Origin of the sequence: Curtobacterium sp. ME26 (assembly GCF_903970945.1) — a bacterium.
Taxonomy (GTDB): Bacteria; Actinomycetota; Actinomycetes; order Actinomycetales; family Microbacteriaceae; genus Curtobacterium; species Curtobacterium citri.
In genome coordinates this window covers 1-22041 of record NZ_CAJCKG010000006.1, presented here as the reverse complement: position 1 = coordinate 22041, position 22041 = coordinate 1, and the positions used below count along the sequence as shown (strand labels likewise).

Genomic DNA, 22041 nt, shown 5'->3' with positions numbered 1-22041 from the left:
ATTTCCTCTTCTGTTCGTCGTCGCGCTGATGCTCGTCGCGAGTCAGCGCAGTGGTACGGCTGCCGCTATCGCAGCAGGAGATTGGGCTGCAGCAGGTACCGGTACCCGTCCGTCGCCGGAGCCTCCTGCGAGGTCTGGCCGGTGATGAGCACCGGGCCCGGCTTGTTGGGGTTCTCCGTCTTGGTGAAGGAGATCCTGACGAACTCGGAGTGCACCGCGTTCAGCCCGTCCAGGAGGAAGGCGGGCTTCAGCGAGACCACCGTCTCCTCCCCGGTCAGCAACGCACTGATCGACTCTGACGCCTGCGCTTGTTCGGAACCGATCGCCTCGAGCGTGAGCCCGTCGACCGAGAAGGAGAACCGGAGCGCCGCTTCGCGCTCCAGGACGAGGGAGACCCGTCGGACGGCCTCGACCAGCTCCGCGGTGTTGATCACCGCGTGGTCGTCGACCGTCTCCGGGAAGAGCCGGCGGACCGGCGGGTAGTTGCCCTTGATGAGCAGCGAGGTGACCGTCTTGTCGTCGGCGTGGAACGCGATGAGCTCGCGGTCCGAGGTGCCGCTGATCGAGACCGACACGGTCGAGGCGGAACCGAACGTGCGGCCGACCTCCTGCAGCGTGCGGGCCGGGACGAGGGCGTGCAACGGGTCCGAGCCGACACGGCCGGAGTCCCACGCGATGGTCCGGACGGCGACGCGGTAGCGGTCCGTCGCGATCAGGGACAGGTCGTTGTCGCCGACCTCGAGCTGCACGCCGGTGATGACGGGGGTGACGTCGTCACGGCTGGCGGCGACCGCGACCTGGGACACGGCCTCCGAGAACGAGTCGCCGGGGATCACGCCGGTCTGCTCGCCGACCTCGGGCAGCGTCGGGTACTCCTCGACCGGCATCGACAGCAGCGTGAAGTGCGCCGAACCGCAGGTGACCGAGATCCGGGACTCCTCGGTCGTGAAGGTGACCGGGGCGTTCGGCAGGCGGCTCGCGATGTCGTTCAGCAGCCGACCGGAGACCAGGACCGTGCCGGAGTCCTCGATGTGCGCCGTGATCGACGTCTGCGCCGAGACCTCGTAGTCGAACGACGACAGCGTGAGCCGGTCGCCCTCGGCGTGGATGAGGACACCGGACAGGATCGGGAGGGTCGTGCGCTGTGGGAGGAGCTTCACCGCGAAGGAGACGGCTTCGGAGAAGACGTCCCGGTTGACCTCGAACTTCACAGCTGGGACCCCTGTCGATCGGTGCGGACTGTCCGGCCGCCCCATTGTGGCACAGCGGAGCAGGGCCCGGATTTCTTGTCATCCCGCCGTCCACAAGGTTGGCCCGCGGAACTTCATCGTTAACCAGGATCAATGGTGTTAACGCCTGTGCACAGTGTGGATAACTCTGTGCATCCCGCTTCTCCACAGGGAACTACACACGTGTGAGTTGTGAGTCGCGTGTTGACGGCCTCGGGATGAAGAAAAGTCATCTATCCGCTTCCATCCCCAGTCTCCACAGGTGGGGGCAGAACTGTGAACAACGGGACCGCGTGTCCTCCACAGTTATCCACAGGCTTTCCACACTGGGGGAAACTCGGCGCATGGAACCGTCTCAGATGGTGGATGCGCGCCGGAGTGGGCCGATCCGAGGTGGTCGCGGCGTTGCCGCACGGTCGTCGACGGGATGGTGACGGAACGACGGACGGGAGGCGCGGTGCCGTCTGGCCCCGCGCCTCCCGTCCGTCGGGTGGTCCCGCTCGCGTCAGCGGTAGCGGCGGTCCTGCTTGATGCGGCTGGTCAGCTCCGTGACCTGGTTGTAGATCGACCGGCGCTCCTTCATGAGCTCGGTGATCTTCTTGTTCGCGTACATCACGGTGGTGTGGTCGCGGTTGCCGAAGAGCTGGCCGATCTTCGGCAGCGACAGGCTCGTGAGCTCACGGCAGAGGTACATCGCGATCTGCCGTGCCGTCGCGATCGCCTGGGACCGCGAGGACCCGTACAGGTCGTCGACGGAGAGCTTGAAGTACTCCGCGGTGTGGTTGATGATGTCCGTCGGCGCGACCACGTTGTCGTCGTCGAGCGTGATGAGGTCCTTGAGGACGGTCTGCACCAGGGCCATGTCGACGGCCGTGCGGTTCAGGCTCGCGAAGGCCGTGACGCGGATGAGCGTGCCCTCGAGCTCCCGGATGTTGCTCGACACCTTCGACGCCATGAACTCGAGGATGTCGTCCGGCACCTGCAGGTGGTCGGACTGCGCCTTCTTGCGGAGGATCGCGATGCGCGTCTCGAGCTCCGGCGCCTGCACGTCGGTGATCAGGCCCCACTCGAAGCGCGAGCGCATCCGGTCCTCGAACCCGGTGAGGTGCTTCGGCGCGACGTCCGACGTGATGACGACCTGCTTGTTGTGGTCGTGCAGCGTGTTGAACGTGTGGAAGAAGGCCTCCTGCGTGGAGTCCTTCCCCTGGAGGAACTGGATGTCGTCGATCAGCAGGATGTCGATGTCGCGGTACCGCTGCTGGAACTGGTTCGAGCGGTTGTTCGCGATCGAGTTGATGAAGTCGTTCGTGAACTCCTCGCTCGACACGTACCGCACCCGGATCCCCGGGTAGAGGCTCTCGGCGTAGTGCCCGATCGCGTGCAGCAGGTGCGTCTTGCCGAGACCGGAGTCGCCGTAGATGAAGAGCGGGTTGTACGCCTTGGCCGGCGCCTCGGCCACCGCGACCGCCGCGGCGTGGGCGAACCGGTTCGACGAGCCGATGACGAAGTTGTCGAAGTTGTACTTCGGGTTGAGCCGGGACTCCGGGCGGCCGCTGGTGCCCGGTGCGTCGATCTGGCTCGGGACGAACGGCGCCTCGATGTACTGCCGGGGCGCGGCGCTCTGCTCGACGGGCTGCTGCACCGGTTCGGCGTACTCCGGCAGGTGGCTCGGCACGACCGGGTCGACGCGGGGCTCGGAGGCCATGTCCGGGTTGACCGTGATCGCGAAGTTGGCGACCGAGTCGTCACCGACGCGGGAGACGGCCTCGGTGATCGGGATGCGGATGCGCTGCTCGAGCATCCCGCGGGTCAGGTCGTTCGGGACCTCGAGGTAGAGGGTGCCGGCGAGGACGCCCTTCGGTTCGACCAGGTTGAGGAAGCCGTGCAGCTGCGGGGTGATGCGGTCGTCCTCGGAGAGGAGGCCCAGGACGGAGGACCAGAGGTCCTCGACGGGGTCGGCCGGCATCGTCATGTCGCGATCGTCTCCTGGTCTGCTGTCGGTGGTCGGTTGCTGTCGGGCGGCCCCGGACGTGGTCGGGCCCGGCGAACGGGCGGTCGTGTCCGGGCGGCACCCTCGTCGGTCCTGGTCACGGTCGCCCCGGGCGGTGATCCACAGGGTTGTCCACAGTCCTGTCCACGTCGACCAGGTCGCGGGCGGGGAGGCGACTCCCCCGTCGCTCCGCGGAACGGGCCGATCGATCACACCACTGTAAAGGGTCGGAGCGTGTCGTACCGAACGCACGTTTTCCCCAATGTGGATGATGATCGTGCGCAGGCCGGTGGCGGAGCACCCGCCCGGCGCCGTTTGACCTCCACGCCGCTGTCACGTACCGTTAACCAGTTGACTGCGGCCATTCGGTCGCGCCCATCGTGCTGTTCGGCCTCGTCGAGCGGCTGTAGACATACGTGACGGTTCGCGCCGGGCCCATCCTCGCGCGCAGCCGTGTGGAGATCATCATGAGCAAGCGCACCTTCCAGCCGAACAACCGTCGTCGCGCCAAGAAGCACGGCTTCCGCGCCCGCATGCGCACCCGTGCCGGCCGCGCGATCCTCGCCGCGCGCCGCAGCAAGGGCCGCACCGAGCTCAGCGCCTGATCGCGCTGCGCCGGTCCGCACTGCACCCCGCTCCGCTGGACGCGTCCACGGTGTCCGGGCCTGCGCGGTACGGATCCGGGCAGCGTTCGGTCCGGTCCCGGATCGGAACCCGGTAGCGATCGTGTTGGCACGCGCCAACCGCATCGTCCGCGGTGAGGACTACCGGTCCGTCGTGCGTCGTGGTCGCAGGAGCGCCACGGCGCACGTCGTCGTATCCGTGGTCCGTCGCCCCGCCGGCGCCGAGGTCCCGCCCGACGGTCCCACGCGCTTCGGCTTCATCGTCGCGAAGACCGTGGGCAACGCCGTCACGCGCAACAGCGTGCGACGACGGCTCAAGGCGATCGCGCACGGCCTGCTGACCGAGGTCCCCACCGGCCACGACGTGGTGATCAGGGCCTTGCCAGCCGCAGCGCAGGCCACATGGCCTACCCTGCTCGGAGACGTCTCGCGCTCCCTCGCGCGCGGGCTCGAGAAGGCAGCATGAACCGCACCCTGTGGACCCGGCTGGCCTGGGTCGTCGCGTTGCTCCCGCGCAACGTGTGCGTGGTCGTGCTGCGCGCCTACCGTGCGGTGGTCTCGCCGCTGTACGGGAACGTCTGCCGCTACCACCCGTCGTGCTCCCGGTACGCGCTCGAGGCCATCCAGCAGTACGGCGTCGTCCGCGGCTCGGCGATGGGCGCCTGGCGGATCGCACGCTGCAACCCGTGGGCAGCCGGCGGGATCGACGACGTGCGTGAGCGCGCCCGTCCCTTCCGGCTGAGCCGCTTCGGGTTCGTGCTCCCCCCGTCCTCGTCGTCCCCACAGCCGTCCGGCGATGCCCGTCGCCCGGTCCTGCTCCCCCAGCGCACTCGAAAGGCGTGACCGTCCTCATGGACTTCATCGGAACGATCCTCTGGCCACTGAAGTGGGTGGTCTCGGCGATCCTCGTGGCCTTCCACTGGATCTTCGAGTCGATCGGCATGGACCCGTCCGCCGGTCTGACCTGGGTGCTGTCGATCATCTTCCTGACCTTCGTGGTCCGCGCCGCGCTGATCCCGATCTTCGTGCGCCAGATCAAGTCGCAGCGCCGGATGCTCGAGGTCGCGCCGCAGCTCAAGAAGATCCAGGACAAGTACAAGGGCAAGAAGGACCAGTTCTCGCGTGAGGCCATGAGCCGCGAGACCATGGCGCTCTACAAGGAGACCGGGACGAACCCGCTGAGCTCCTGCCTGCCGCTGCTCATCCAGATGCCGATCTTCTTTTCGCTGTACTCGGTGCTGCACGAGGCGCAGATCAACAAGACCGGCATCGGTCTGCTCACGAACACCCTGGCCCAGGACTTCGGCAACGCCGCCCTGTTCGGAGCGCCCCTGCACGAGACCTTCACGAACGCCTCAGGCTGGGAGGTCCGCATCATCGCGGGCTTCATGATCGTGGTCATGACGGCGTCGCAGTTCGTCACCCAGCTGCAGCTCGTCGCGAAGAACATGTCGCCGGAGACCAAGGCGTCGCCGATGTACCGGCAGCAGAAGATGATGCTGTACATCCTCCCGCTCGTCTTCGTGATCTCGGGCCTGAGCTTCCCCCTCGGCGTCATGTTCTACTGGCTCGCCTCCAACATCTGGACCATGGCGCAGCAGTACTTCGTCATCCGCAGCATGCCGACGCCGGGTTCCGAGGCCGCCCTCGCCCGCGAGGCCCGCCTCGCCAAGAAGGCACAGCGACGCGGTACCCCGGTGCTCGCCGAGGCCGGCGCGGGTGTCGGCGCCGTCGAGGTCGAGCCCGTCCGAGTGACCACGCAGCGGCAGCAGCCGGTGGGCAAGAACCGCTCCAAGAAGAACGGGAAGAAGTAAGTGACCGAGCAGGACACCGCCGCCGCTGACACGACCGAGGACGCCGCGATCGTGGCGGCAGCGACCGAGGACGCGACGAGCGTCGACGACGACACTCGTGACGAAGCCGACATCGCGGCCGACTACATCGAGGAACTGCTCGACATCTGCGACCTCGACGGCGACATCGAGATCGAGGAGCGCGCCGGTCGCGTCTACCTCTCGGTGACCGACGAGGGCGGCGCCCTGCGTGTCCTGTCGAAGCCGGACACGGTGTCGGCGCTGCAGGAGCTCACGCGCATCGCCGTACAGGCGGAGACGGGTGAGTTCAGCCGGCTCATCCTGGACGTCGGTGGGTCGCGGGACGCCCGTGCGACCGAGCTCCAGCGGCTCGTCGACACCGCCGTCGAGCGCATCGAGGCGGGCTCGGCAACGGCCGCCCTCCCCCCGATGTCCTCGTACGAGCGCAAGCTCGTCCACGACCTGGTCGCCGAGAAGGGCTTCCACTCGGAGTCCGAGGGCGAGGGACGAGACCGCCACACGGTCGTCACCCGATGACGGACGACGCTGCGCCGGTCCTCGAGCAGGAGCCGGCGGCCGCGGTCACGCTCTTCGGCGACCGGATCGAGCTGGCTCGGTCCTTCACGGGTGAGCTCGCGCGCCGTGGCGAGGAGCTCGGTCTGATCGGACCGCTCGAGCTGCCACGCCTCTGGACGCGACACATCCTCAACTCTGCGCTGCTGGCGCCGCTGCTGCAGGCGAACGGCCGCGTGGCAGACGTCGGCTCCGGTGCGGGCCTGCCCGGCCTGGTGCTGGCGATCGCACGACCCGACGTGTCCTTCACGCTCATCGAGCCGATGGAGCGACGCTGCGACTGGCTGAACGCCGAGGCTGGTCGCCTGGGGCTCGAGAACGTGACGGTCCTCCGGGGCCGCGCGGAGGACGTCGCCGACTCCGTCGTCGTCGACCAGGTCACGGCGCGAGCGGTCAGCGCGCTCTCGAAGCTCATCCCGCTCACGGTGCCGCTGGTGCGGTCCGGTGGGCAGCTCATCTTGATGAAGGGCGCCCGGGTCGACGACGAGATCGAGAAGGCCCGCAAGGTCATCCTGCGGAAGCGACTCGCCGACGTCGAGGTCCTCGAGCTCGGGGACGGTGTGGTCGAGGAGACCACCCGCGTCTTCCGGGCTACAGTTGACTGACGCTGCTGCTCGGCCCGGTTCCACGGGGCGCGAGGATGCCGATGTTCCACGTGGAACACCGAACCGGGGAAGAGGCCTTCGTTGAGTTCATCGACCAACTACGACTCGTCGACGCCCCTCGCACGCGAGGTCGCCGACCTGAACCGCCGGCGCAGGGCGATCGCGACGCAGCAGTTCCCCCTGCCCGATGCGACGCGCATCTTCACGGTCTCGAACCAGAAGGGCGGGGTCGGCAAGACCACCACCACGGTCAACCTGGCGGCAGCGCTGGCGCACGGTGGGGCTCGGGTGCTCGTCATCGACCTCGATCCGCAGGGCAACGCGTCGACGGCGCTCGGCGTCGACCACCAGGCCGAGGTTGCGAGCATCTACGACGTGATCGTCGACGAGGCACCGATCGCCGACACCGTTCAGCGCTCCCCCGAGTCGGAGACGCTGTGGTGTGTCCCCGCGACGATCCACCTCGCGGGCGCGGAGATCGAACTCGTCTCCCTCGTGGCGCGTGAACAGCGGCTCCGGACCGCGCTCGACCAGTACCTCTCCTCGCTCGAGGAGCCGTACCACTACGTCTTCATCGACTGCCCGCCCTCGCTGGGCCTCCTGACGATCAACGCGTTCGTCGCCGCGCAAGAGGTGCTCATCCCGATCCAGACCGAGTACTACGCGCTCGAGGGCCTCAGCCAGCTGCTCCGGAACATCGAGCTCATCGAGCGGCACCTCAACCCGAACCTGCGGGTCTCGACGATCCTCCTCACGATGTTCGACGGCCGGACGAACCTGTCGAACCAGGTCGCGGCGGATGTGCGGGAGCACTTCGGCGATCAGGTACTGGGCGCCGTGATCCCCCGATCAGTGCGGGTGAGCGAAGCGCCGAGCTACGGCCAGAGCGTCGTGTCGTACGACGTCAACTCGTCCGGGTCGTTGTCCTACCTGGAAGCAGCAGCCGAGATCGCAGCACGAGGAGCGAAGCACTGATGGCACCGAAGCGAACCGGACTCGGCCGAGGGATCGGCGCGCTGATCCCGACGGTGTCGGACCAGCAGGACCGACCCGTCGACGTCTTCTTCCCGACGGGTGGCTCGCCGGCATCGGCGCCGAGTTCGGGCGGCACCGCCGAGGACCTCGTCGCCGTCCCGGGCGCTCGACTGGCGAACCTCAACCCGCTCGACGTCGTGCCGAACGCGCAGCAGCCCCGGAAGGAGTTCCGCGAGGAGGAGCTCCAGGAACTCGTGCACTCGATCCGCGAGATCGGTGTGCTGCAGCCCATCGTCGTGCGACCGATCCCCGGCGCCGGCGGTACGGAGCCGCAGTACGAACTCATCATGGGCGAGCGGCGGCTGCGCGCGACGAAGGAGCTCGGGCTCGCCACCATCCCGGCGATCGTCAAGGAGACGCCGGACGACGCAATGCTCCGGGATGCTCTGCTCGAGAACCTGCACCGCGCACAGCTCAACGCACTCGAGGAGGCGTCGGCCTACCAGCAGCTCCTCGCAGACTTCGGAATCACGCAGGAGCAGCTCGCGCAGCGGATCGGTCGGTCACGCCCGCAGATCACCAACACCATCCGCCTCCTCCGCCTGCCCTCCCCCGTGCAGCGCCGCGTCGCCGCAGGCGTCCTGTCGGCTGGACACGCACGGGCGATCCTCGCGGCGCCGGATGCCGAGGCGATGGAGTACCTCGCCGAGAAGATCGTCAACGAGGACCTGTCGGTCCGCGCTGCCGAGGCCATCGCCCAGCAGCTCGCCACGAAGACGCCTGTGAAGGCCAAGCCGGAGCCCTCGAAGCGCCAGGCTCACTTCAATGACCTGGCGGAGCGGATCGGCGATCGGCTGAACACGCGCGTGAAGATCGCGGTCGGGGCACGCAAGAGCTCGGTGACGATCGACTTCGCGAACGGTGACGACCTCGACCGCATCCTCGGGGAGTTGGGCATCCGCGACGTCGCGCAGTGATCCCGTCAGGGGCGCTGTACGCCCCGCTGCCGGGACCGGGCGCGTCGGGCGTCCTCCGGGGTGACTTCCGCGCAGAACGTCCCGCAGGGAGCCGTGCAGCGGACGGCAGCAGGAGAGGTTGGTGGCACGGGTTGCGTCATCACGGATGTTTCACGTGGAACCATCCGTGATCGTGACCGCGGCCGTCCGAAGGTGGCGCTCGGATGTCCTCTCGACCCGGACCCGGCCGACCGCTAGCGTGGGAGCCACTGACGACGGAGGAGGGGCCGTGAGGGAACAGCAGCGGGATCGACCATGGGGCGACGACGCGTTCGAGGATCCGCGGCGCCGCGGTCTGGTCGCGACCGCCTGGAGCATCCTGATGCGATCGGTGACGACGGTGCTCGCCGGCATCGACGGCCGTGCGCACCAACGGCAGCTTCCGCTCGACCCGCCGCAGGCGCGAACCGACTACCGACCGTGATGCTGCAGCGCTGCGACGCGCTCAGCCGTGCGAGTCGGCCCGGCAGGGCTGACGCAGCTTGTTCAGGCCGACGACGGCGAACACCGGCTTGAGCAGACTCATCTCGGGGAAGCGGTAGTCGTCCGCTGACACCAGCCGGGAGCCGAGATCCGGATCCTGGCGTCGGAGGTACGCACGGGCCTTCTCTGCATGCAGACCGTTCGAGCAGATGCTGATCGCGTCGAGGTCGCCGACGAGTGCACGCGCTGACGCGATGTTCCCCCACGTCGTCGTGCTCTCGCGTTCCAGGAGGATTCGGCCCTGCCAGCCAGCCTCCCGCAACGCCTCGGCCAGGAGGTCGGCCTCGGGTACTGCTCCGCGCACGGCTCCCCCGCAGGCCACGACCTCGACCGCGAAGCCCTCGGCGACGAGTCGTGCTGCGGTACGGGCGCCGATACGAGCCCGCCAGCGGTTGACTGCGTGGGCCCGAGGACCGCGGTCGGCGAAGCCGAGCACGAGGACGGCGCACCGCGCAGGGGTGTCTCGACGATTTCCTAGAGCCTCACAGACCCGTGCCGTTCGTGCACGCTCCGGGGGGAGCTCGAGCTCCTGTCGAGCGTGTGCCCGCGCGTGTACGGCCTCTCCCCACGCGAGCACTGCGCTCAGAGCACCGGCGGCGATCAAGACTGTCCGCGCGATCGACGTTCCACGTGGAACATCGAGCCGGCGCATGATCAGCCGCGGTGGTCGCGGATGGCCTGCTCGGCCAGCTCGGCGTAGGTCCACCCGAGGTCGAAGCCGGAGGCACTGAGTGCCTGCGGGACGAGGGAGGTCTCGGTGAGCCCCGGCAACACGTTCGCCTCGAGGAACCACGGGGTGCCCGCCCCGTCGATGATGAGGTCCACGCGGGACAGGTGGCGCAGACCGAGTGCGGCGTGCGCAGTCTTCGCCGCGTCCGCGGCAGCTTCGGCGAACTGCGGCGCCAGGCGTGCCGGCGTGAAGAAGGTCGTCTCCCCCGCGTTGTACCGCGCCTCGAACCCGTACGGGCCGTTCTTCGGGACGATCTCGACGGCGGAGAGCGCCACGGGGCCGTCACCCGTGTCGATGATCCCCACCGCAACCTCGGTGCCGCGGATGAGCTGCTCGACGACCACGTCGTCGCAGTAGGTGTAGGCCGTGACCATCGCGCGCGGGAGATCGCGCGGATCCTCGACGAGCGTGACTCCCTGGGCGCTGCCGCCCCGAGCGGGCTTCACGGCGAGCGGGACCGGGTGTTCGCCGGCGATGGCCTCGAGGACACCGACCGCGCCGAGCTCCCGGAAGACGTCGTGCGACAGCGTGACCGACCGCGGCGTCCGCACGCCGGTGCGAGCGACGAGCGCGGACGAGGTGGGCTTGTCCCAGGCGAGACGAGCCGAGGTCGAACGCGAGCCCACGAACGGGATGTCGAGCGCCTCCAGGATGCCCCGTAGTGCGCCGTCCTCTCCCGAGGCACCGTGCAGCGCCGGCCACACGACGTCGGGCCGGTCGTCGCGGAGTGCGGGCAGGAGCCCGGCGTCGGCGTCGCGCAGGTCGACCTTCCAGCCGTACCCCGTCAGCGAGTCCGCGACGCGCCGCCCGGACCGGAGGGAGACGTCCCGCTCGTGCGAGATCCCTCCCGCGACGACGACGACGTGACGACGGGTGAGCTCGGCCATGCGAGGGTCCTCCGGGTGGTACTACAACGAAAAAGTGCTGGTCAGGAGACGTTCGGCGGCGGTGCGACGACCGAGGTGCGCGGCTCGCGGACAGCGCTCGGCCGCGTGGCGTGGCCGAACGTCTCGAGGAGTTCGAGCTCGTCGTTGACCACGGTCGCGAGGCGCTTGACGCCGAGACGGATCTGTTCGGGCGTCGGGTAGCAGAACGACAGCCGGATGTTGCCACCGCCGCGTCCGTCGGCGTAGAACGCCGTACCGGGCGTGTAGGCCACGAGCTCCTTCACCGCGCGCGGCAGCATGCCCTTCGAGTCGAGGGCCTCGGGCAGGGTGAGCCAGACGAAGAACCCGCCGTTCGGCTTCGTCCACGACAGGTCGGGCAGGAACTCCCCCAGGGCGGACAGCATGGCGTCCCTGCGCTCCGCGTAGAGGCCGCGGAAGGTGTCGACCTGGCCCTTCCAGTCCGCGGCGTCCAGGTAGGCGTTCACGACGTACTGGCCGAAGGAGTTCGGAGCGAGGACGGCCGACTCGTTGGCGAGCACGAGCTTCTCGCGGATGGCGTGCGGTGCGAGGGCCCAGCCGACCCGGAATCCCGGTGCGAGGGTCTTCGAGAAGGACCCGAGGTACACGACGCCCTCGTCGTCGATGGACCGGATGGCCTGCGGCGCGGGCTCGTCGAACCAGAGGAGCCCGTACGGGTTGTCCTCGAGCACGAGGATGCCGTTCGAGCGGCAGATGTCGAGCACCTCGATGCGACGCTCGCGGCTCATCGTGACACCGGCCGGGTTGTGGAAGTTCGGGATCGTGTACAGGAACTTGATCCGCTTGCCCTGGGTCCGGAGGTTCGCGATGGCCTCGCGGAGCGCCTCGGGCACCAGGCCGTGCTCGTCGGTCGTCACGTGCACGGTCTCCGCCTGGTACGACCGGAAGACCCCGATGGCACCGACGTACGAGGGCGACTCGGCCAGGACGACGTCGCCCGGGTCGATGAAGAGCCGCGTGACGAGGTCGAGCGCGTGCTGCGACCCCGTGGTGACGACGACGTCCTCGGCGCTGGCGCGGATGCCCTCGAGGCTCATGACGTCGACGATGTGCTCGCGGAGGGACCGCAGGCCCTGTCCCCCGCCGTACTGCAGCGCCATCGCGGCGTCCTCGGTCATCACGCGGTCGATCGACCCGGTGACGAGCTCACGCGGCAGCGCGGAGACGTAGGGCATGCCGCCGGCGAGCGAGACCACCTCGGGCCGCGAGGCGACGGCGAACAGGGCTCGGACCTCGGAGGCGCTCAGCCCGGCGGTGCGCTGGGCGTAGGAGTCGTACCAGGGGTCGAGACTGTTGCCGTTCGTCATCGTGAACTCCGTTCAGTGGGACATTCCCGCCACACTACGACATCCGTTGCCGGATCCGCGGTGGGAGGCGGGGGCCGATCCTGAAGCTGTGGCCCTGCCACGCGCAGCCCGCGCCCGGGAACGCCGCGCAGCCCGCACCCGGGAACGGCGGACGGCCCCGCTCTCCGGGGAGAACGGGGCCGTCCGGTGGTGCTGGGGTGGACTACGCCAGGAACTCGGCGAGGTCGGCCTCGAGCGCCGGCTTCGGCTTCGCGCCGATGACCGTCTTGACGACCTCGCCGCCCTTGAACACCTTCATCGCCGGGATCGACGTGATCTGGTAGTTCATGGCCGACTGCGGGTTGTCGTCGACGTTGAGCTTGACGATCTCGATCTTGTCGGCGTGCTCCGCGGCGATCTGGTCGAGGATCGGCGAGACGGCGCGACACGGGCCGCACCACTCGGCCCAGAAGTCGACGAGGATGGTCTTGTCGGACTTGAGGACCTCGTCCGAGAAGGTGGCGTCGGTGACGGCCTTTGCGTTGGACATGTGTGCTCCTTCGAGAAGTTCAGTGGGTACAACGGCGGCGCCGCTGCGGTATTCCGAGTGGGTCAGACCCGTGCGGCCTCGACGTCGATCGTCGCGGGCGACTCCGGGGTGACGCCCTCGGCCTGGTCGGTCAGGGCGTCGTCGAGCTCCGCGAGGTACTTCTCGGCGTCGAGCGCCGCGACGGTACCGGAACCCGCGGCCGTGATGGCCTGGCGGTAGGTGGGGTCGATGACGTCGCCGGCGGCGAAGACGCCCGGCAGGTTCGTCTTCGAGGAGCGGCCCTGGACCGCGATCGTGCCCTCGGGCGCGATGTCGATCTGGCCGTGGATCAGGTGCGTGCGGGGGTCGTTGCCGATGGCGATGAAGAGGCCGTCGAGCGCGAGCTCGGACTCCTCGCCGGTGACCGTGTCCTTGAGCGTCACGCCGGTGACCGCGGAGTCACCCTGGATGGCGGTGACCTCCTTGTTCCACGCGAACTCGATCTTCGGGTCGTTCGTCGCGCGGTCCTGCATGATCTTCGACGCCCGCAGGGAGTCCTTGCGGTGGATGACCGTCACCTTGTCCGCGAAGCGGGTGAGGAACGTGGCCTCCTCCATCGCGGAGTCACCGCCGCCGACGACAGCGATGTTTTTCTGGCGGAAGAAGAAGCCGTCGCACGTGGCGCACCAGCTCACGCCGTGGCCGGAGAGCCGTTCCTCGTCGGCGAGGCCGAGGTGGCGGTACGCCGAGCCCGTGGCGTAGATGACCGCGAGGGCCTCGTACGTCTCGCCGGAGCCGACGGTGACCTTCTTGACCTCACCGGTCAGGTCGACCGACACGGCGTCGTCGTACAGGACCTCGGCACCGAACTTCTCGGCCTGTTCCTGCATCTTGATCATGAGGTCCGGGCCCTGGATCCCCTCGGGGAAGCCCGGGAAGTTCTCGACCTCGGTGGTCTTGGTGAGCTCGCCGCCGGTCTCGACGCTCGAGGCGACGATGAGGGGCTTGAGCTCCGCGCGCGCGGCGTAGATGCCGGCGGTGAACCCGGCGGGACCGGAACCGATGATGATGAGCTGGCGCATGCCTGGTGCCCTTCCGTTGCGTACTGACCGGGTCAACCCATGGTAGCGGCGGGACATTCCGCCGATCCGGTGTGCGCGCAGGCGGGGGTCAGCGACCGAGACGCTTCCGGAGCAGGGACACCGCGCCGGAGACCTCGCCGTTGCGGGCGACGACGAGTGCGCCGAAGTACACGCCCGCCATGACGGCACCCGCGAGCACGATCGTGACGAAGGCCCCGGTGCGGTCGGACATCGCGAACCCGTCCGCCGCGAAGGCGCCGAGCGCGGTCACGACGCCGGCACCGGCGACACCGGCGACGAGCGCGGCGACGACGAACTGCAGGTGTGATCGGGTGACGACCGGACCCTCGATGCCGTCCAGGCGGCGGCGGACCAGGACGAGCGCGACGATCGTCTGGGCCGTGCCGGCGAGGGTGGTGCACCCGGCGATCGACACACCGACGACGGACTGCGGGAAGGTGGCGACGGCCAGCGCGCCGACGACGAACAGCACCGACTGCACGCACTGCATGAGGAACGGGGTCCGGTGGTCGTGCATCGCCCAGAACACCCGCTGGATGATGAAGAGCATGCTGAACAGCACGAGTCCGGGCATGTAGGCGAGGAGCACCGCGCCGATGGAGAGCGCCTGGTCGAAGGTGCCGGCGAACATCCGTCCGAAGGGCACGGACACGACGATCAGCGCCACGGACGCGAACACCGTGAAGAGCCCGACGATCCGGAGCGAGAGCGACAGGTTGCGCCGGACGGCGTCCAGGTCCCCGCGCTCGGCGTCGTGGCTCATCCGCGTGAAGTACGCCGTCGCGATCGACACCGCGAAGATCGAGTGCGGCAGCATGAACAGGAGCCAGGCGTTCTGCAGCACCGCGTTGCCCGCGGCACCCGTGCCGAGCGAGGCGACGCGCGACTGCACGATCCCGGCCAGCTGCGTCACGAGGATCATCGCGAAGAGCCACCCGGCAGCCGTGCCGGTCGCCTTCAGGCCGACTCCGCGCCAGCGGAAGTCCGGCCGGAACGACAGGCCGGCGCGCTTCCAGAAGAACGGCAGGAACGCGGCCTGTGCCAGCACCCCGAGCGAGGCGCTGCCCGCCAGCACGGCGATCTTGAGCGGGGTCCAGGCACCCACCGAGGAGTTCAGTTCCTGGCCGCCGAACATGGCGATGAACACGACGAGACCGGCGATCGCGATGACGTTGTTCAGCAGCGGTGCCCACGTGAAGGGGCCGAAGACCTGCTTCGCGTTGAGGACCTCGCCGAGGAGCGAGTACAGGGCGTAGAAGAGGATCTGCGGCAGGCACCAGAAGGCGAACGCCACCGCGAGGTCCGTCTGGGCCGGCGTGAAGCCCTTGCCGTCACCGCTGGCCTGCTGGCTGTACAGCCAGACGAGGAACGGCGCGACGAGCGTGGCGACGACCGCGATGACCACGAAGACGGTGGCGCCGAGCGTCACGATCTTGTTGACGTACGCCGTCCCGCCGTCGCGGCTCTGCTGCATCGACCGGACGATCTGCGGGATGAGGACCGCGGAGAGCAGGCCGCCGGCGATGAGCGCGTAGATGTTGTTCGGCAGCTGGTTCGCGAGCGCGAAGGCGTCGGCACCCGGCGAGTGGGCCTGGCCGATCGCGTACGCGAGCACGAACGTCTTGCCGAAGCCGAGGACGCGCGACAGCATCGTGCCCGCCGCGAGCATCGCACTCGCCCGTCCGAGGTTCCGCTCGGCCGCGGGCTCCGCGTCGACGGCGGGCTGCTGCTGCGTGCTGATGGTCGGCTCCTCGGGTTCACGGTCGGGGTCGACGACGGGTTCGTCGCGCGGTCCGGACTGGAGGCGCGGCGCACCCCCGTCGTGCACGGGCGCGTCCGCAGGACGCGGACCCGCCTGCTGCGGTGCGGGTCGCGTGGGAGCCGTCACGGTGGTGGTGCCGGCCGCAGCGGCGGCGGGAGCCGCCTGCGCGACGGTGGGCGTGCCTCCCGTCCGGCGGGGCGCACCGGGGGCGTCGGGCTGGACCTCGAGCGGCCGGTTCGGGTCGTCGTCGTCCTCGTCGTCGAGTTCGCCGTTGCGGCGGCGGATGCGCTTCCGGACGCTGCGGAAGATGCCGAACCCGAACAGCGCGACGAGGCCGATCGCCGCGACGGCGGTGATGACGGTCTCCCACTGCGCCTGCACGTTGAGCTCGACGGTGGACGGCTGCGAGATCGTGACGCCGGTCGGTGTCGTCAGCGACATCGTCAGCGTGACCTTGCCGTTGGCGACCGAGCGGACCGGGACCGTCGCACGGGTGGAGGACTGCGGCTGGAGCTCGACCAGGATGTCGTTGCGGACGATGCGCAGGGCGGAGCTCGACGGCTGCACGGTGAGGCGCACCGTGACCGGGTACTCGGACCGGTTCCGGATCGACACCGGCAGCGACGAGCGGTCCCCGAGGAGCGTCAGGGAGCTCGAGTCCGGGATGCTCACCTCGCTCGTGGTCCGGGTCCAGTCCTGCACCTGGGAGTCGACGGCGGTGTCGAGCGCGTCCGGCTCCACCCGCCAGGCGTTCGAGGCGAGGGCGAGCAGGTCGAGGCGTGCGGGGGCGGTGACCACGACCGGGTCGTCGACGGCGGATGCGAAGCCGATCAGGTCACGCTCGGAGGCGACGAGGCGCCGGAGCTGCGCGAGGCGCTGCTCGCCGTCGTCGGCCGGCGCGAGGGTGAGCGAGCCAGCGGTCGCCTTCGCGGCCGTCGAGAGGTCGGCCGGGGCGACCCACGGCGTGCCCTCGATCGCGTCGAGCGCCTGGCCCAACCGCGCGGAGTCGTTCGGCCAGTCGCGCCCGAGGGTCAGCAGGACGGGGCTCGTGGCGGAGCCGGCCCGTGCGGCGGTCGCCATGGTGGCGGTGAGCTCCGCCATCGCCGCGTCCCAGCGCTGCTGGTCGGTGGCCCCGGCCGCGTCGCGCAGCAGGGCGGACATGCCCTGGTCGGAGACGAGCACGCGCTGGTCGCCGATCCGCTCCGACGCGGCGACGGTCGTGTCCGGACCGGCGGAGGTGTTGCCGCTCGAGACGATCGTCGTGTCCGTGCCGGCCTTCGCCAGGGCGGGCAGGTCGTCGGTGGCGACGGTGCCCTCGACGGGCCAGGAGACGTCGTCGAGCGACCAGGGGAAGTCGAGCAGGTCCCGGGTGGTGGGGAGGGTCGGTGCCGTCTCGGTGCCGGTGCTGCCGGCGGTGGCGTCGTCGGACGGGGTGGGTGCGTCGGACGGCGACGCCGTGTCGCCCGGGGTGGCGGAGGCCGTGGGACCCGTCGGGGTCGGCGTCGGGGTGCTCGCGCCGGGGAAGTGGTCCTCGTCGACCTGCTGGTCGAGGGAGATGACGCCCGGGATGCCGTCCGCACCCGCCTGCCGGAGCCCGGTGACGTCGGCGTCGGCCCACGGCAGCGCGAAGGTCTCGTTGCGGAGGCCCTCGAGCCGGTCGAGCCAGGCCGTCGCCGTCGACGGGGCGTCCTGCCCGAGGAGTCGGATCGACGCGATGATCCGCGGGTCGACCGCCACCGCGACGTTGTGGTCCTCCGCCGCGTCGAGCTGCTGCTGCAGCGTGCCGTCGACGGAGGTCGCGGCGGCCAGGGTGTTCGCGCCGATGACCCCGTCGGGGGTGGCGGGGAGCGTGACGGGCATCGCGACCGAGACGCCGAGCGGGGCCTGCTGGAAGTCCGGGTACCAGGTGACGGCGGACCGCGCGACGGCGGTGGTGTCGCCCGCGGTGTACTCGGCGGCGATGCGTCGGGCCCCGAAGGACGAGTACCCACCGAGTGCGACGTTGCCCGGCACGATGGTCACCGTCTGGGTCACCGTCCGGTGCGCCGGGACCGCCGGGACGTCCACGGTGTCCATCGGGGCGCCGAGGTAACCGGACGTGCTGGTGTCGTCGAGCCAGTCGGCGAGGACGTCGCGCGTGCTCTCGGACCGGAAGATGTCGAGCTCGGCCCGTCCCGCGGGGACGTCCCGGTCCGTGTCGTTCGTGACGGTGAGGGTGAGCTCGAGGTCCTCGTCGCGACGGACGATCCCGCGGTCCGCCGGTGCGATCGAGACGGTGGTCCGACCCTGGTCGGCGGCCGTCGGCTCGGCCGTCCGGGTGGTCGTGCCGGAGGCTGCGGTCTGCGTCGTCGAGGTCCCGGCTGCCAGGACGGCGTCGGTGGCCGCGGGCGTGGTGACGAGACCGATGGCGACGAGGGCCGTCGCTGCGGCGGCGAGCGTGGAGCGGAGGATCTGCATACAGGGAGGCCCGAGGGTCGGTTCCGGCCGAGCACGAGTGTACGAGGGGCAGACGGGGACGATCCCGTGGGCGCTCGGTCCGTGCAGAACTCGTGGACGGTCTTCTGGGAGGATGAGGTCCGTCATGCAGTCCGTTGCCCAGGCCGTCGAACGACTCGACGCACTCGCCGCCACCGAGCCCGTCGCCCTCCTCGCTCGGTCCTTCGCCGACGCCGGACACGAGCTGGCCCTGGTCGGCGGACCGGTGCGCGACGCCTTCCTCGGCCGCCCCGTGACCGACCTCGACTTCACCACGGACGCCACCCCCGAGCAGACGCTCGCGATCGTCGAGCCGATCGCGAGCGCGACCTGGGACGTCGGTCGGCAGTTCGGCACGATCGCCGCACGCATCCGGGGCGAGCAGGTCGAGATCACGACCTACCGCAGCGACGTCTACGACGGCGAGACGCGCAAGCCCGAGGTCGCGTTCGGCGACACCATCGAGGACGACCTGCTCCGCCGGGACTTCACGGTGAACGCGATGGCACTCCGACTCCCCCAGCGCGAGCTGGTCGACGTGCACGGCGGCGTCGAGGACCTGCTGGCGCAGCGCCTGCACACGCCCCAGGCCGCACCGGTGTCGTTCCGCGACGACCCGCTGCGGATGATGCGGGCCGCGCGCTTCACCGCACAGCTCGGCTTCACGGTGTCCGACGAGGTCCGGGACGCCATGACCGCGCTCGCCGACTCGATCGACATCGTCTCCGCCGAGCGCGTGCGGGACGAGCTGGTCAAGCTGCTCGACACGTCGGACCCGGTCCCCGGGATCCGGCTCCTCGTCGACACCGGCCTGGCCGAGCGGTTCCTGCCGGAGCTGCCGGCGATGCGGCTCGAGATCGACGAGCACCACCACCACAAGGACGTCTACGAGCACTCGCTCATCGTGCTCGAGCAGGCCATCGGGTACGAGGTCGAGCGGCACCCGGGCGAGGCGCCCGACACGGTGCTGCGGCTCGCGGCGCTCCTGCACGACATCGGCAAGCCAGCCACCCGGAAGCTCGAGCCCGGCGGGGCGGTGAGCTTCCACCACCACGACCTGGTCGGGTCGAAGCTCGCGAAGAAGCGACTCCGGGCGCTGCGCTTCGACAACGACACCATCGCCGCGGTCGCCCGCCTGATCGAGCTGCACCTGCGGTTCTTCGGCTACACCGAGGGCGCCTGGACCGACTCGGCCGTGCGCCGGTACGTGCGGGACGCCGGTCCCCTGCTCGAACGGCTCCACGAGCTGACCCGCTCCGACGTGACCACCCGGAACCGGCGGAAGGCCGACCGGCTGGGCTTCGCGTACGACGACCTCGAGGCACGCATCACGACCCTGGCCGACCAGGAGGAGCTCGACGCGATCCGCCCGGACCTGACGGGCGACGACATCATGCGGATCCTCGACATCTCGCCGGGACGCGCCGTGGGCGAGGCGTACCGGTACCTGCTCGAGGTCCGGATGGACGAGGGACCCCTCGGCGCGGACGAGGCCGAGGCCCGCCTGCGCGCCTGGTGGGCCGAACGCGACGCGACCGCCTGAGTGTCGCGGGACCGCCTGGCGGGCCGGAGCCGCTCTGCACAGCCGGTGGCGCGCCTCCAGGCCGTGAGCTAGGCTAGTGGGGTTGTCCACGCGCTCCTGCGTGTCCGGACACATGCATCAACCCTCCTGCTCCGGGAACCGCCCGGAGCCGCCGAGACCAAAGGAGGTGGGTTCCGCATGCACCAGTACGAACTGATGGCGATCCTCGACCCCGAGATCGACGAGCGCACCGTCGCTCCCAGCCTGGACAAGTTCCTCGCGGTCATCCGCAACGACGGTGGCACCGTCGACAACGTGGACGTCTGGGGCCGTCGTCGCCTGGCCTACGAGATCGCGAAGAAGTCCGAGGGCATCTACGCCGTCGTCGACTTCACCTCGAGCCCCGAGGCCGCCAAGGAGCTCGACCGTCAGCTCGGTCTCTCCGAGGCCGTGCTCCGCACGAAGGTCCTCCGCGCAGAGGAGGCGATCGCCCAGGTCGCCGCCCAGAAGCAGCGCGACGAGGCCCGTGCGGCCCGCAAGGCCGCCAACGCGACCGCGACCGCCGAGTAGCTCATGGCCGGCGAAACCGTCATCACGGTGGTGGGCAACCTCACCGCGGACCCCGAGCTGCGCTACACGCAGAACGGGCTCGCGGTGGCGAACTTCACCATCGCATCCACCCCTCGCACGTTCGACCGTCAGGCGAACGAGTGGAAGGACGGCGACGCGCTGTTCCTCCGGGCGAGCGTGTGGCGCGAGTTCGCCGAGCACGTGGCGGGCTCGCTGACGAAGGGCATGCGCGTCATGGCGCAGGGCCGTCTGCGTCAGCGCTCCTACCAGGACCGTGAGGGCCAGCAGCGCACGAGCATCGAGCTCGAGGTCGACGAGATCGGCCCGTCGCTCCGCTACGCGACCGCACAGGTCACCCGTGCCGCGGGTGGCTCCGGTGGCGGTCGTGGCCAGGTCGGTGGCGGCAACGCCTCCGGTGGCCAGGGCGGCAACGGCGGCTGGAACGGCAACAGCAACAACAGCGGCGGCGGTCAGTCGGACGCACCGTGGTCGCCCCAGGGCGGCCAGCAGGGTGGCAACGCACAGTCGAACGACGTGTGGAGCCAGCCCGGTGGCTCGTACGACGACGAGACCCCGTTCTGATCCTCAGCGGTCTGACGGACACACAACTTCTTCTTCTCTAAGGAATCACAATGGCTGGAAAGAGCACCGGCGACCGCCGGAAGCCTCGCGGCAAGGGCGGCAAGAACGCCGCTCCCGCGAAGTCGATCAAGGTCGGCGTCATCGACTACAAGGACGTCGCGACCCTGCGCAAGTTCATCTCGGAGCGTGGCAAGATCCGCGCCCGTCGCATCACCGGCGTCTCCGTCCAGGAGCAGCGCCTCATCGCCCGTGCCGTGAAGAACGCCCGTGAGATGGCGCTCCTCCCCTACGCCGGCTCCGGCCGCTGATCGGAGGACTTCCCATGTCGAAGCTCATCCTCACCCACGAGGTCTCCGGCCTCGGTTCCGCCGGTGACGTCGTCGACGTCAAGAACGGCTACGCCCGCAACTACCTCATCCCCCAGGGCTTCGCCGTCGCGTGGTCCAAGGGCGGCGAGAAGCAGGTCGAGTCGATCCGTGCGGCCCGTGCCGCTCGCGAGCTCGCCACCATCGAAGAGGCCCAGGACCTCAAGATGAAGCTCGAGAACGCGACCATCAAGCTGACCGTCAAGGCCGGCAAGGACGGTCGTCTGTTCGGCTCCGTCCGTCCGGGCGACGTCGCCGACGCCGTCCAGGCGCAGGGCGTCGGCTCGCTCGACAAGCGCAAGGTCGAGGTCCCCGCGACCATCAAGACCGTCGGTGACCACGAGGCCACCGTCCGCCTGCGCGAGGACATCACCGCGGTGATCTCCCTCCAGGTCGTCGCCGCCAAGTAGGGCAGCGCCACCACCGTCGAAGGGCGGGTCTCCTCCGGGAGGCCCGCCCTTCGTCGTGCCCGCGGGTCGCGTCTGTCGGACGGCCGGGTGTGCACGTCGTGTTCATCGCCGACGCGTGCTGCGGAACTCCAGGTGAACAACCCTCGAACACCCCCGTTCGGGGGCATCCCCGCCGGTACCGTCGTCTCGGCTTCCGGTACCGGAGGCGAACGACATCGAGACCAGGAGCACGACATGCCCAACTTGAACGTCACCTACGGCGAGATGCAGGACGCCGCGACCCGACTCGTGAACGGTGAGCAGGACATCACCTCGAAGCTGCGTGAGCTGAAGGCCCTCGTCGACTCGCTGATCAGCGGCGGCTACGTCACGGACCAGTCGTCGGTCGCGTTCGGCAGCTCGTACCAGGAGTTCAACGACGGCGCGACGAAGACCATCGAGGGTCTCGAGGGCATGTCGATGTACCTCAACAA

The 22041-nt window shown here is 69.6% G+C and carries 23 protein-coding genes; 15 read left to right on the top strand and 8 right to left on the bottom strand.

Annotated elements, in window-relative coordinates; translation table 11 throughout:
• Window positions 1-65 precede the first annotated feature (65 nt).
• Entirely contained in the window at window positions 66-1211 is a 1146-nt protein-coding gene (dnaN, locus tag H7A69_RS03670) for a DNA polymerase III subunit beta (protein ID WP_069712643.1), read from the bottom strand.
• 523 nt (window positions 1212-1734) lie between these two features.
• Window positions 1735-3201, bottom strand: coding sequence for a chromosomal replication initiator protein DnaA (gene dnaA / locus H7A69_RS03665; protein WP_069712642.1), 1467 nt, complete (start codon window positions 3199-3201; stop codon window positions 1735-1737).
• A gap of 485 nt (window positions 3202-3686) precedes the next feature.
• On the opposite strand from dnaA, the gene rpmH reads away from it, so the two are divergent.
• The 9 genes from rpmH (at window position 3687) to H7A69_RS03620 (ending at window position 9249) form a co-directional block, all read left to right on the top strand.
• Window positions 3687-3824 (top strand): 50S ribosomal protein L34, encoded by a 138-nt coding sequence (rpmH, locus tag H7A69_RS03660; RefSeq protein WP_019181680.1) that lies wholly within the window; start codon window positions 3687-3689, stop codon window positions 3822-3824.
• 121 nt (window positions 3825-3945) lie between these two features.
• Window positions 3946-4308, top strand: a complete 363-nt coding sequence (rnpA, locus tag H7A69_RS03655; protein WP_182045846.1) for a ribonuclease P protein component — start codon at window positions 3946-3948, stop codon at window positions 4306-4308.
• On the top strand, window positions 4305-4685 hold the full coding sequence (gene yidD / locus H7A69_RS03650; protein WP_182045845.1) for a membrane protein insertion efficiency factor YidD: 381 nt from the start codon (window positions 4305-4307) through the stop codon (window positions 4683-4685). The genes rnpA and yidD overlap by 4 nt, the downstream gene beginning before the upstream one ends.
• Window positions 4686-4693: 8 nt before the next feature.
• Window positions 4694-5656 (top strand): membrane protein insertase YidC, encoded by a 963-nt coding sequence (gene yidC / locus H7A69_RS03645; RefSeq protein WP_182045844.1) that lies wholly within the window; start codon window positions 4694-4696, stop codon window positions 5654-5656.
• Entirely contained in the window at window positions 5657-6193 is a 537-nt protein-coding gene (locus tag H7A69_RS03640) for a protein jag (protein WP_411469346.1), read from the top strand.
• The gene (gene rsmG / locus H7A69_RS03635; protein WP_182045843.1) at window positions 6190-6834 is read left to right on the top strand and encodes a 16S rRNA (guanine(527)-N(7))-methyltransferase RsmG; all 645 of its coding nucleotides are present in this window, start codon (window positions 6190-6192) and stop codon (window positions 6832-6834) included. The genes H7A69_RS03640 and rsmG overlap by 4 nt, the downstream gene beginning before the upstream one ends.
• An 81-nt stretch (window positions 6835-6915) precedes the next feature.
• On the top strand, window positions 6916-7809 hold the full coding sequence (locus H7A69_RS03630; protein ID WP_069712637.1) for a ParA family protein: 894 nt from the start codon (window positions 6916-6918) through the stop codon (window positions 7807-7809).
• A complete protein-coding gene (locus tag H7A69_RS03625) occupies window positions 7809-8786 on the top strand; it encodes a ParB/RepB/Spo0J family partition protein (protein ID WP_182045842.1) in 978 nt (325 codons plus the stop codon). Before H7A69_RS03630 ends, H7A69_RS03625 begins: the two co-directional genes overlap by 1 nt.
• Before the next feature lie 268 nt (window positions 8787-9054).
• Window positions 9055-9249 (top strand): hypothetical protein, encoded by a 195-nt coding sequence (locus H7A69_RS03620; RefSeq protein ID WP_182045841.1) that lies wholly within the window; start codon window positions 9055-9057, stop codon window positions 9247-9249.
• Between the two features lie 21 nt (window positions 9250-9270).
• Here H7A69_RS03620 and H7A69_RS03615 read toward each other — a convergent pair whose 3' ends face one another.
• The 6 genes from H7A69_RS03615 to H7A69_RS17265 form a co-directional block, all read right to left on the bottom strand.
• Window positions 9271-9744 carry a YdcF family protein gene (locus H7A69_RS03615; protein WP_182045840.1) on the bottom strand — a complete coding sequence of 158 codons (474 nt, stop codon included), beginning with the start codon at window positions 9742-9744 and terminating at the stop codon, window positions 9271-9273.
• Window positions 9745-9962: 218 nt separating this feature from the next.
• A complete protein-coding gene (locus tag H7A69_RS03610) occupies window positions 9963-10925 on the bottom strand; it encodes a D-alanine--D-alanine ligase (protein WP_182045839.1) in 963 nt (320 codons plus the stop codon).
• Between the two features lie 41 nt (window positions 10926-10966).
• Window positions 10967-12271 carry a PLP-dependent aminotransferase family protein gene (locus H7A69_RS03605; RefSeq protein ID WP_182045838.1) on the bottom strand — a complete coding sequence of 435 codons (1305 nt, stop codon included), beginning with the start codon at window positions 12269-12271 and terminating at the stop codon, window positions 10967-10969.
• A 202-nt stretch (window positions 12272-12473) separates the two neighbouring features.
• Window positions 12474-12800 carry a thioredoxin gene (gene trxA, locus H7A69_RS03600; protein WP_022832611.1) on the bottom strand — a complete coding sequence of 109 codons (327 nt, stop codon included), beginning with the start codon at window positions 12798-12800 and terminating at the stop codon, window positions 12474-12476.
• Window positions 12801-12862: 62 nt separating this feature from the next.
• Window positions 12863-13861 (bottom strand): thioredoxin-disulfide reductase, encoded by a 999-nt coding sequence (gene trxB / locus H7A69_RS03595; RefSeq protein WP_182045837.1) that lies wholly within the window; start codon window positions 13859-13861, stop codon window positions 12863-12865.
• Between the two features lie 88 nt (window positions 13862-13949).
• On the bottom strand, window positions 13950-18101 hold the full coding sequence (locus tag H7A69_RS17265; protein WP_220456186.1) for a DUF6049 family protein: 4152 nt from the start codon (window positions 18099-18101) through the stop codon (window positions 13950-13952).
• A 124-nt stretch (window positions 18102-18225) separates the two neighbouring features.
• On the opposite strand from H7A69_RS17265, the gene H7A69_RS03585 reads away from it, so the two are divergent.
• From H7A69_RS03585 to H7A69_RS03560, 6 genes are all read left to right on the top strand, one after another.
• Complete coding sequence (locus H7A69_RS03585) at window positions 18226-19662, top strand: CCA tRNA nucleotidyltransferase (RefSeq protein ID WP_182045836.1); 1437 nt, start codon at window positions 18226-18228, stop codon at window positions 19660-19662.
• A gap of 177 nt (window positions 19663-19839) precedes the next feature.
• Window positions 19840-20211 carry a 30S ribosomal protein S6 gene (gene rpsF / locus H7A69_RS03580; protein ID WP_069712631.1) on the top strand — a complete coding sequence of 124 codons (372 nt, stop codon included), beginning with the start codon at window positions 19840-19842 and terminating at the stop codon, window positions 20209-20211.
• A 3-nt stretch (window positions 20212-20214) separates the two neighbouring features.
• Window positions 20215-20793, top strand: coding sequence for a single-stranded DNA-binding protein (locus H7A69_RS03575; protein ID WP_182045835.1), 579 nt, complete (start codon window positions 20215-20217; stop codon window positions 20791-20793).
• Between the two features lie 50 nt (window positions 20794-20843).
• A complete protein-coding gene (gene rpsR, locus H7A69_RS03570) occupies window positions 20844-21101 on the top strand; it encodes a 30S ribosomal protein S18 (RefSeq protein WP_017887834.1) in 258 nt (85 codons plus the stop codon).
• A 14-nt stretch (window positions 21102-21115) separates the two neighbouring features.
• Window positions 21116-21568, top strand: a complete 453-nt coding sequence (gene rplI / locus H7A69_RS03565) for a 50S ribosomal protein L9 (protein ID WP_069712629.1) — start codon at window positions 21116-21118, stop codon at window positions 21566-21568.
• A 234-nt stretch (window positions 21569-21802) separates the two neighbouring features.
• A partial coding sequence (locus tag H7A69_RS03560) for a WXG100 family type VII secretion target (protein WP_182045834.1) occupies window positions 21803-22041 on the top strand: 239 nt, incomplete at its 3' end.

What these genes read in the sequence shown, in the direction of transcription:
- dnaA (WP_069712642.1), bottom strand. Translation starts at nt 3,201, where the DNA reads ATGACGATGCCGGCCGACCCCGTCGAGGACCTCTGGTCCTCCGTCCTG.
- rpmH (WP_019181680.1), top strand. Translation starts at nt 3,687, where the DNA reads ATGAGCAAGCGCACCTTCCAGCCGAACAACCGTCGTCGCGCCAAGAAG.
- yidD (WP_182045845.1), top strand. Translation starts at nt 4,305, where the DNA reads ATGAACCGCACCCTGTGGACCCGGCTGGCCTGGGTCGTCGCGTTGCTC.
- yidC (WP_182045844.1), top strand. Translation starts at nt 4,694, where the DNA reads ATGGACTTCATCGGAACGATCCTCTGGCCACTGAAGTGGGTGGTCTCG.
- rsmG (WP_182045843.1), top strand. Translation starts at nt 6,190, where the DNA reads ATGACGGACGACGCTGCGCCGGTCCTCGAGCAGGAGCCGGCGGCCGCG.
- H7A69_RS03625 (WP_182045842.1), top strand. Translation starts at nt 7,809, where the DNA reads ATGGCACCGAAGCGAACCGGACTCGGCCGAGGGATCGGCGCGCTGATC.
- H7A69_RS03610 (WP_182045839.1), bottom strand. Translation starts at nt 10,925, where the DNA reads ATGGCCGAGCTCACCCGTCGTCACGTCGTCGTCGTCGCGGGAGGGATC.
- H7A69_RS03605 (WP_182045838.1), bottom strand. Translation starts at nt 12,271, where the DNA reads ATGACGAACGGCAACAGTCTCGACCCCTGGTACGACTCCTACGCCCAG.
- trxA (WP_022832611.1), bottom strand. Translation starts at nt 12,800, where the DNA reads ATGTCCAACGCAAAGGCCGTCACCGACGCCACCTTCTCGGACGAGGTC.
- trxB (WP_182045837.1), bottom strand. Translation starts at nt 13,861, where the DNA reads ATGCGCCAGCTCATCATCATCGGTTCCGGTCCCGCCGGGTTCACCGCC.
- H7A69_RS17265 (WP_220456186.1), bottom strand. Translation starts at nt 18,101, where the DNA reads ATGCAGATCCTCCGCTCCACGCTCGCCGCCGCAGCGACGGCCCTCGTC.
- H7A69_RS03585 (WP_182045836.1), top strand. Translation starts at nt 18,226, where the DNA reads ATGCAGTCCGTTGCCCAGGCCGTCGAACGACTCGACGCACTCGCCGCC.
- rpsF (WP_069712631.1), top strand. Translation starts at nt 19,840, where the DNA reads ATGCACCAGTACGAACTGATGGCGATCCTCGACCCCGAGATCGACGAG.
- H7A69_RS03575 (WP_182045835.1), top strand. Translation starts at nt 20,215, where the DNA reads ATGGCCGGCGAAACCGTCATCACGGTGGTGGGCAACCTCACCGCGGAC.
- rpsR (WP_017887834.1), top strand. Translation starts at nt 20,844, where the DNA reads ATGGCTGGAAAGAGCACCGGCGACCGCCGGAAGCCTCGCGGCAAGGGC.
- rplI (WP_069712629.1), top strand. Translation starts at nt 21,116, where the DNA reads ATGTCGAAGCTCATCCTCACCCACGAGGTCTCCGGCCTCGGTTCCGCC.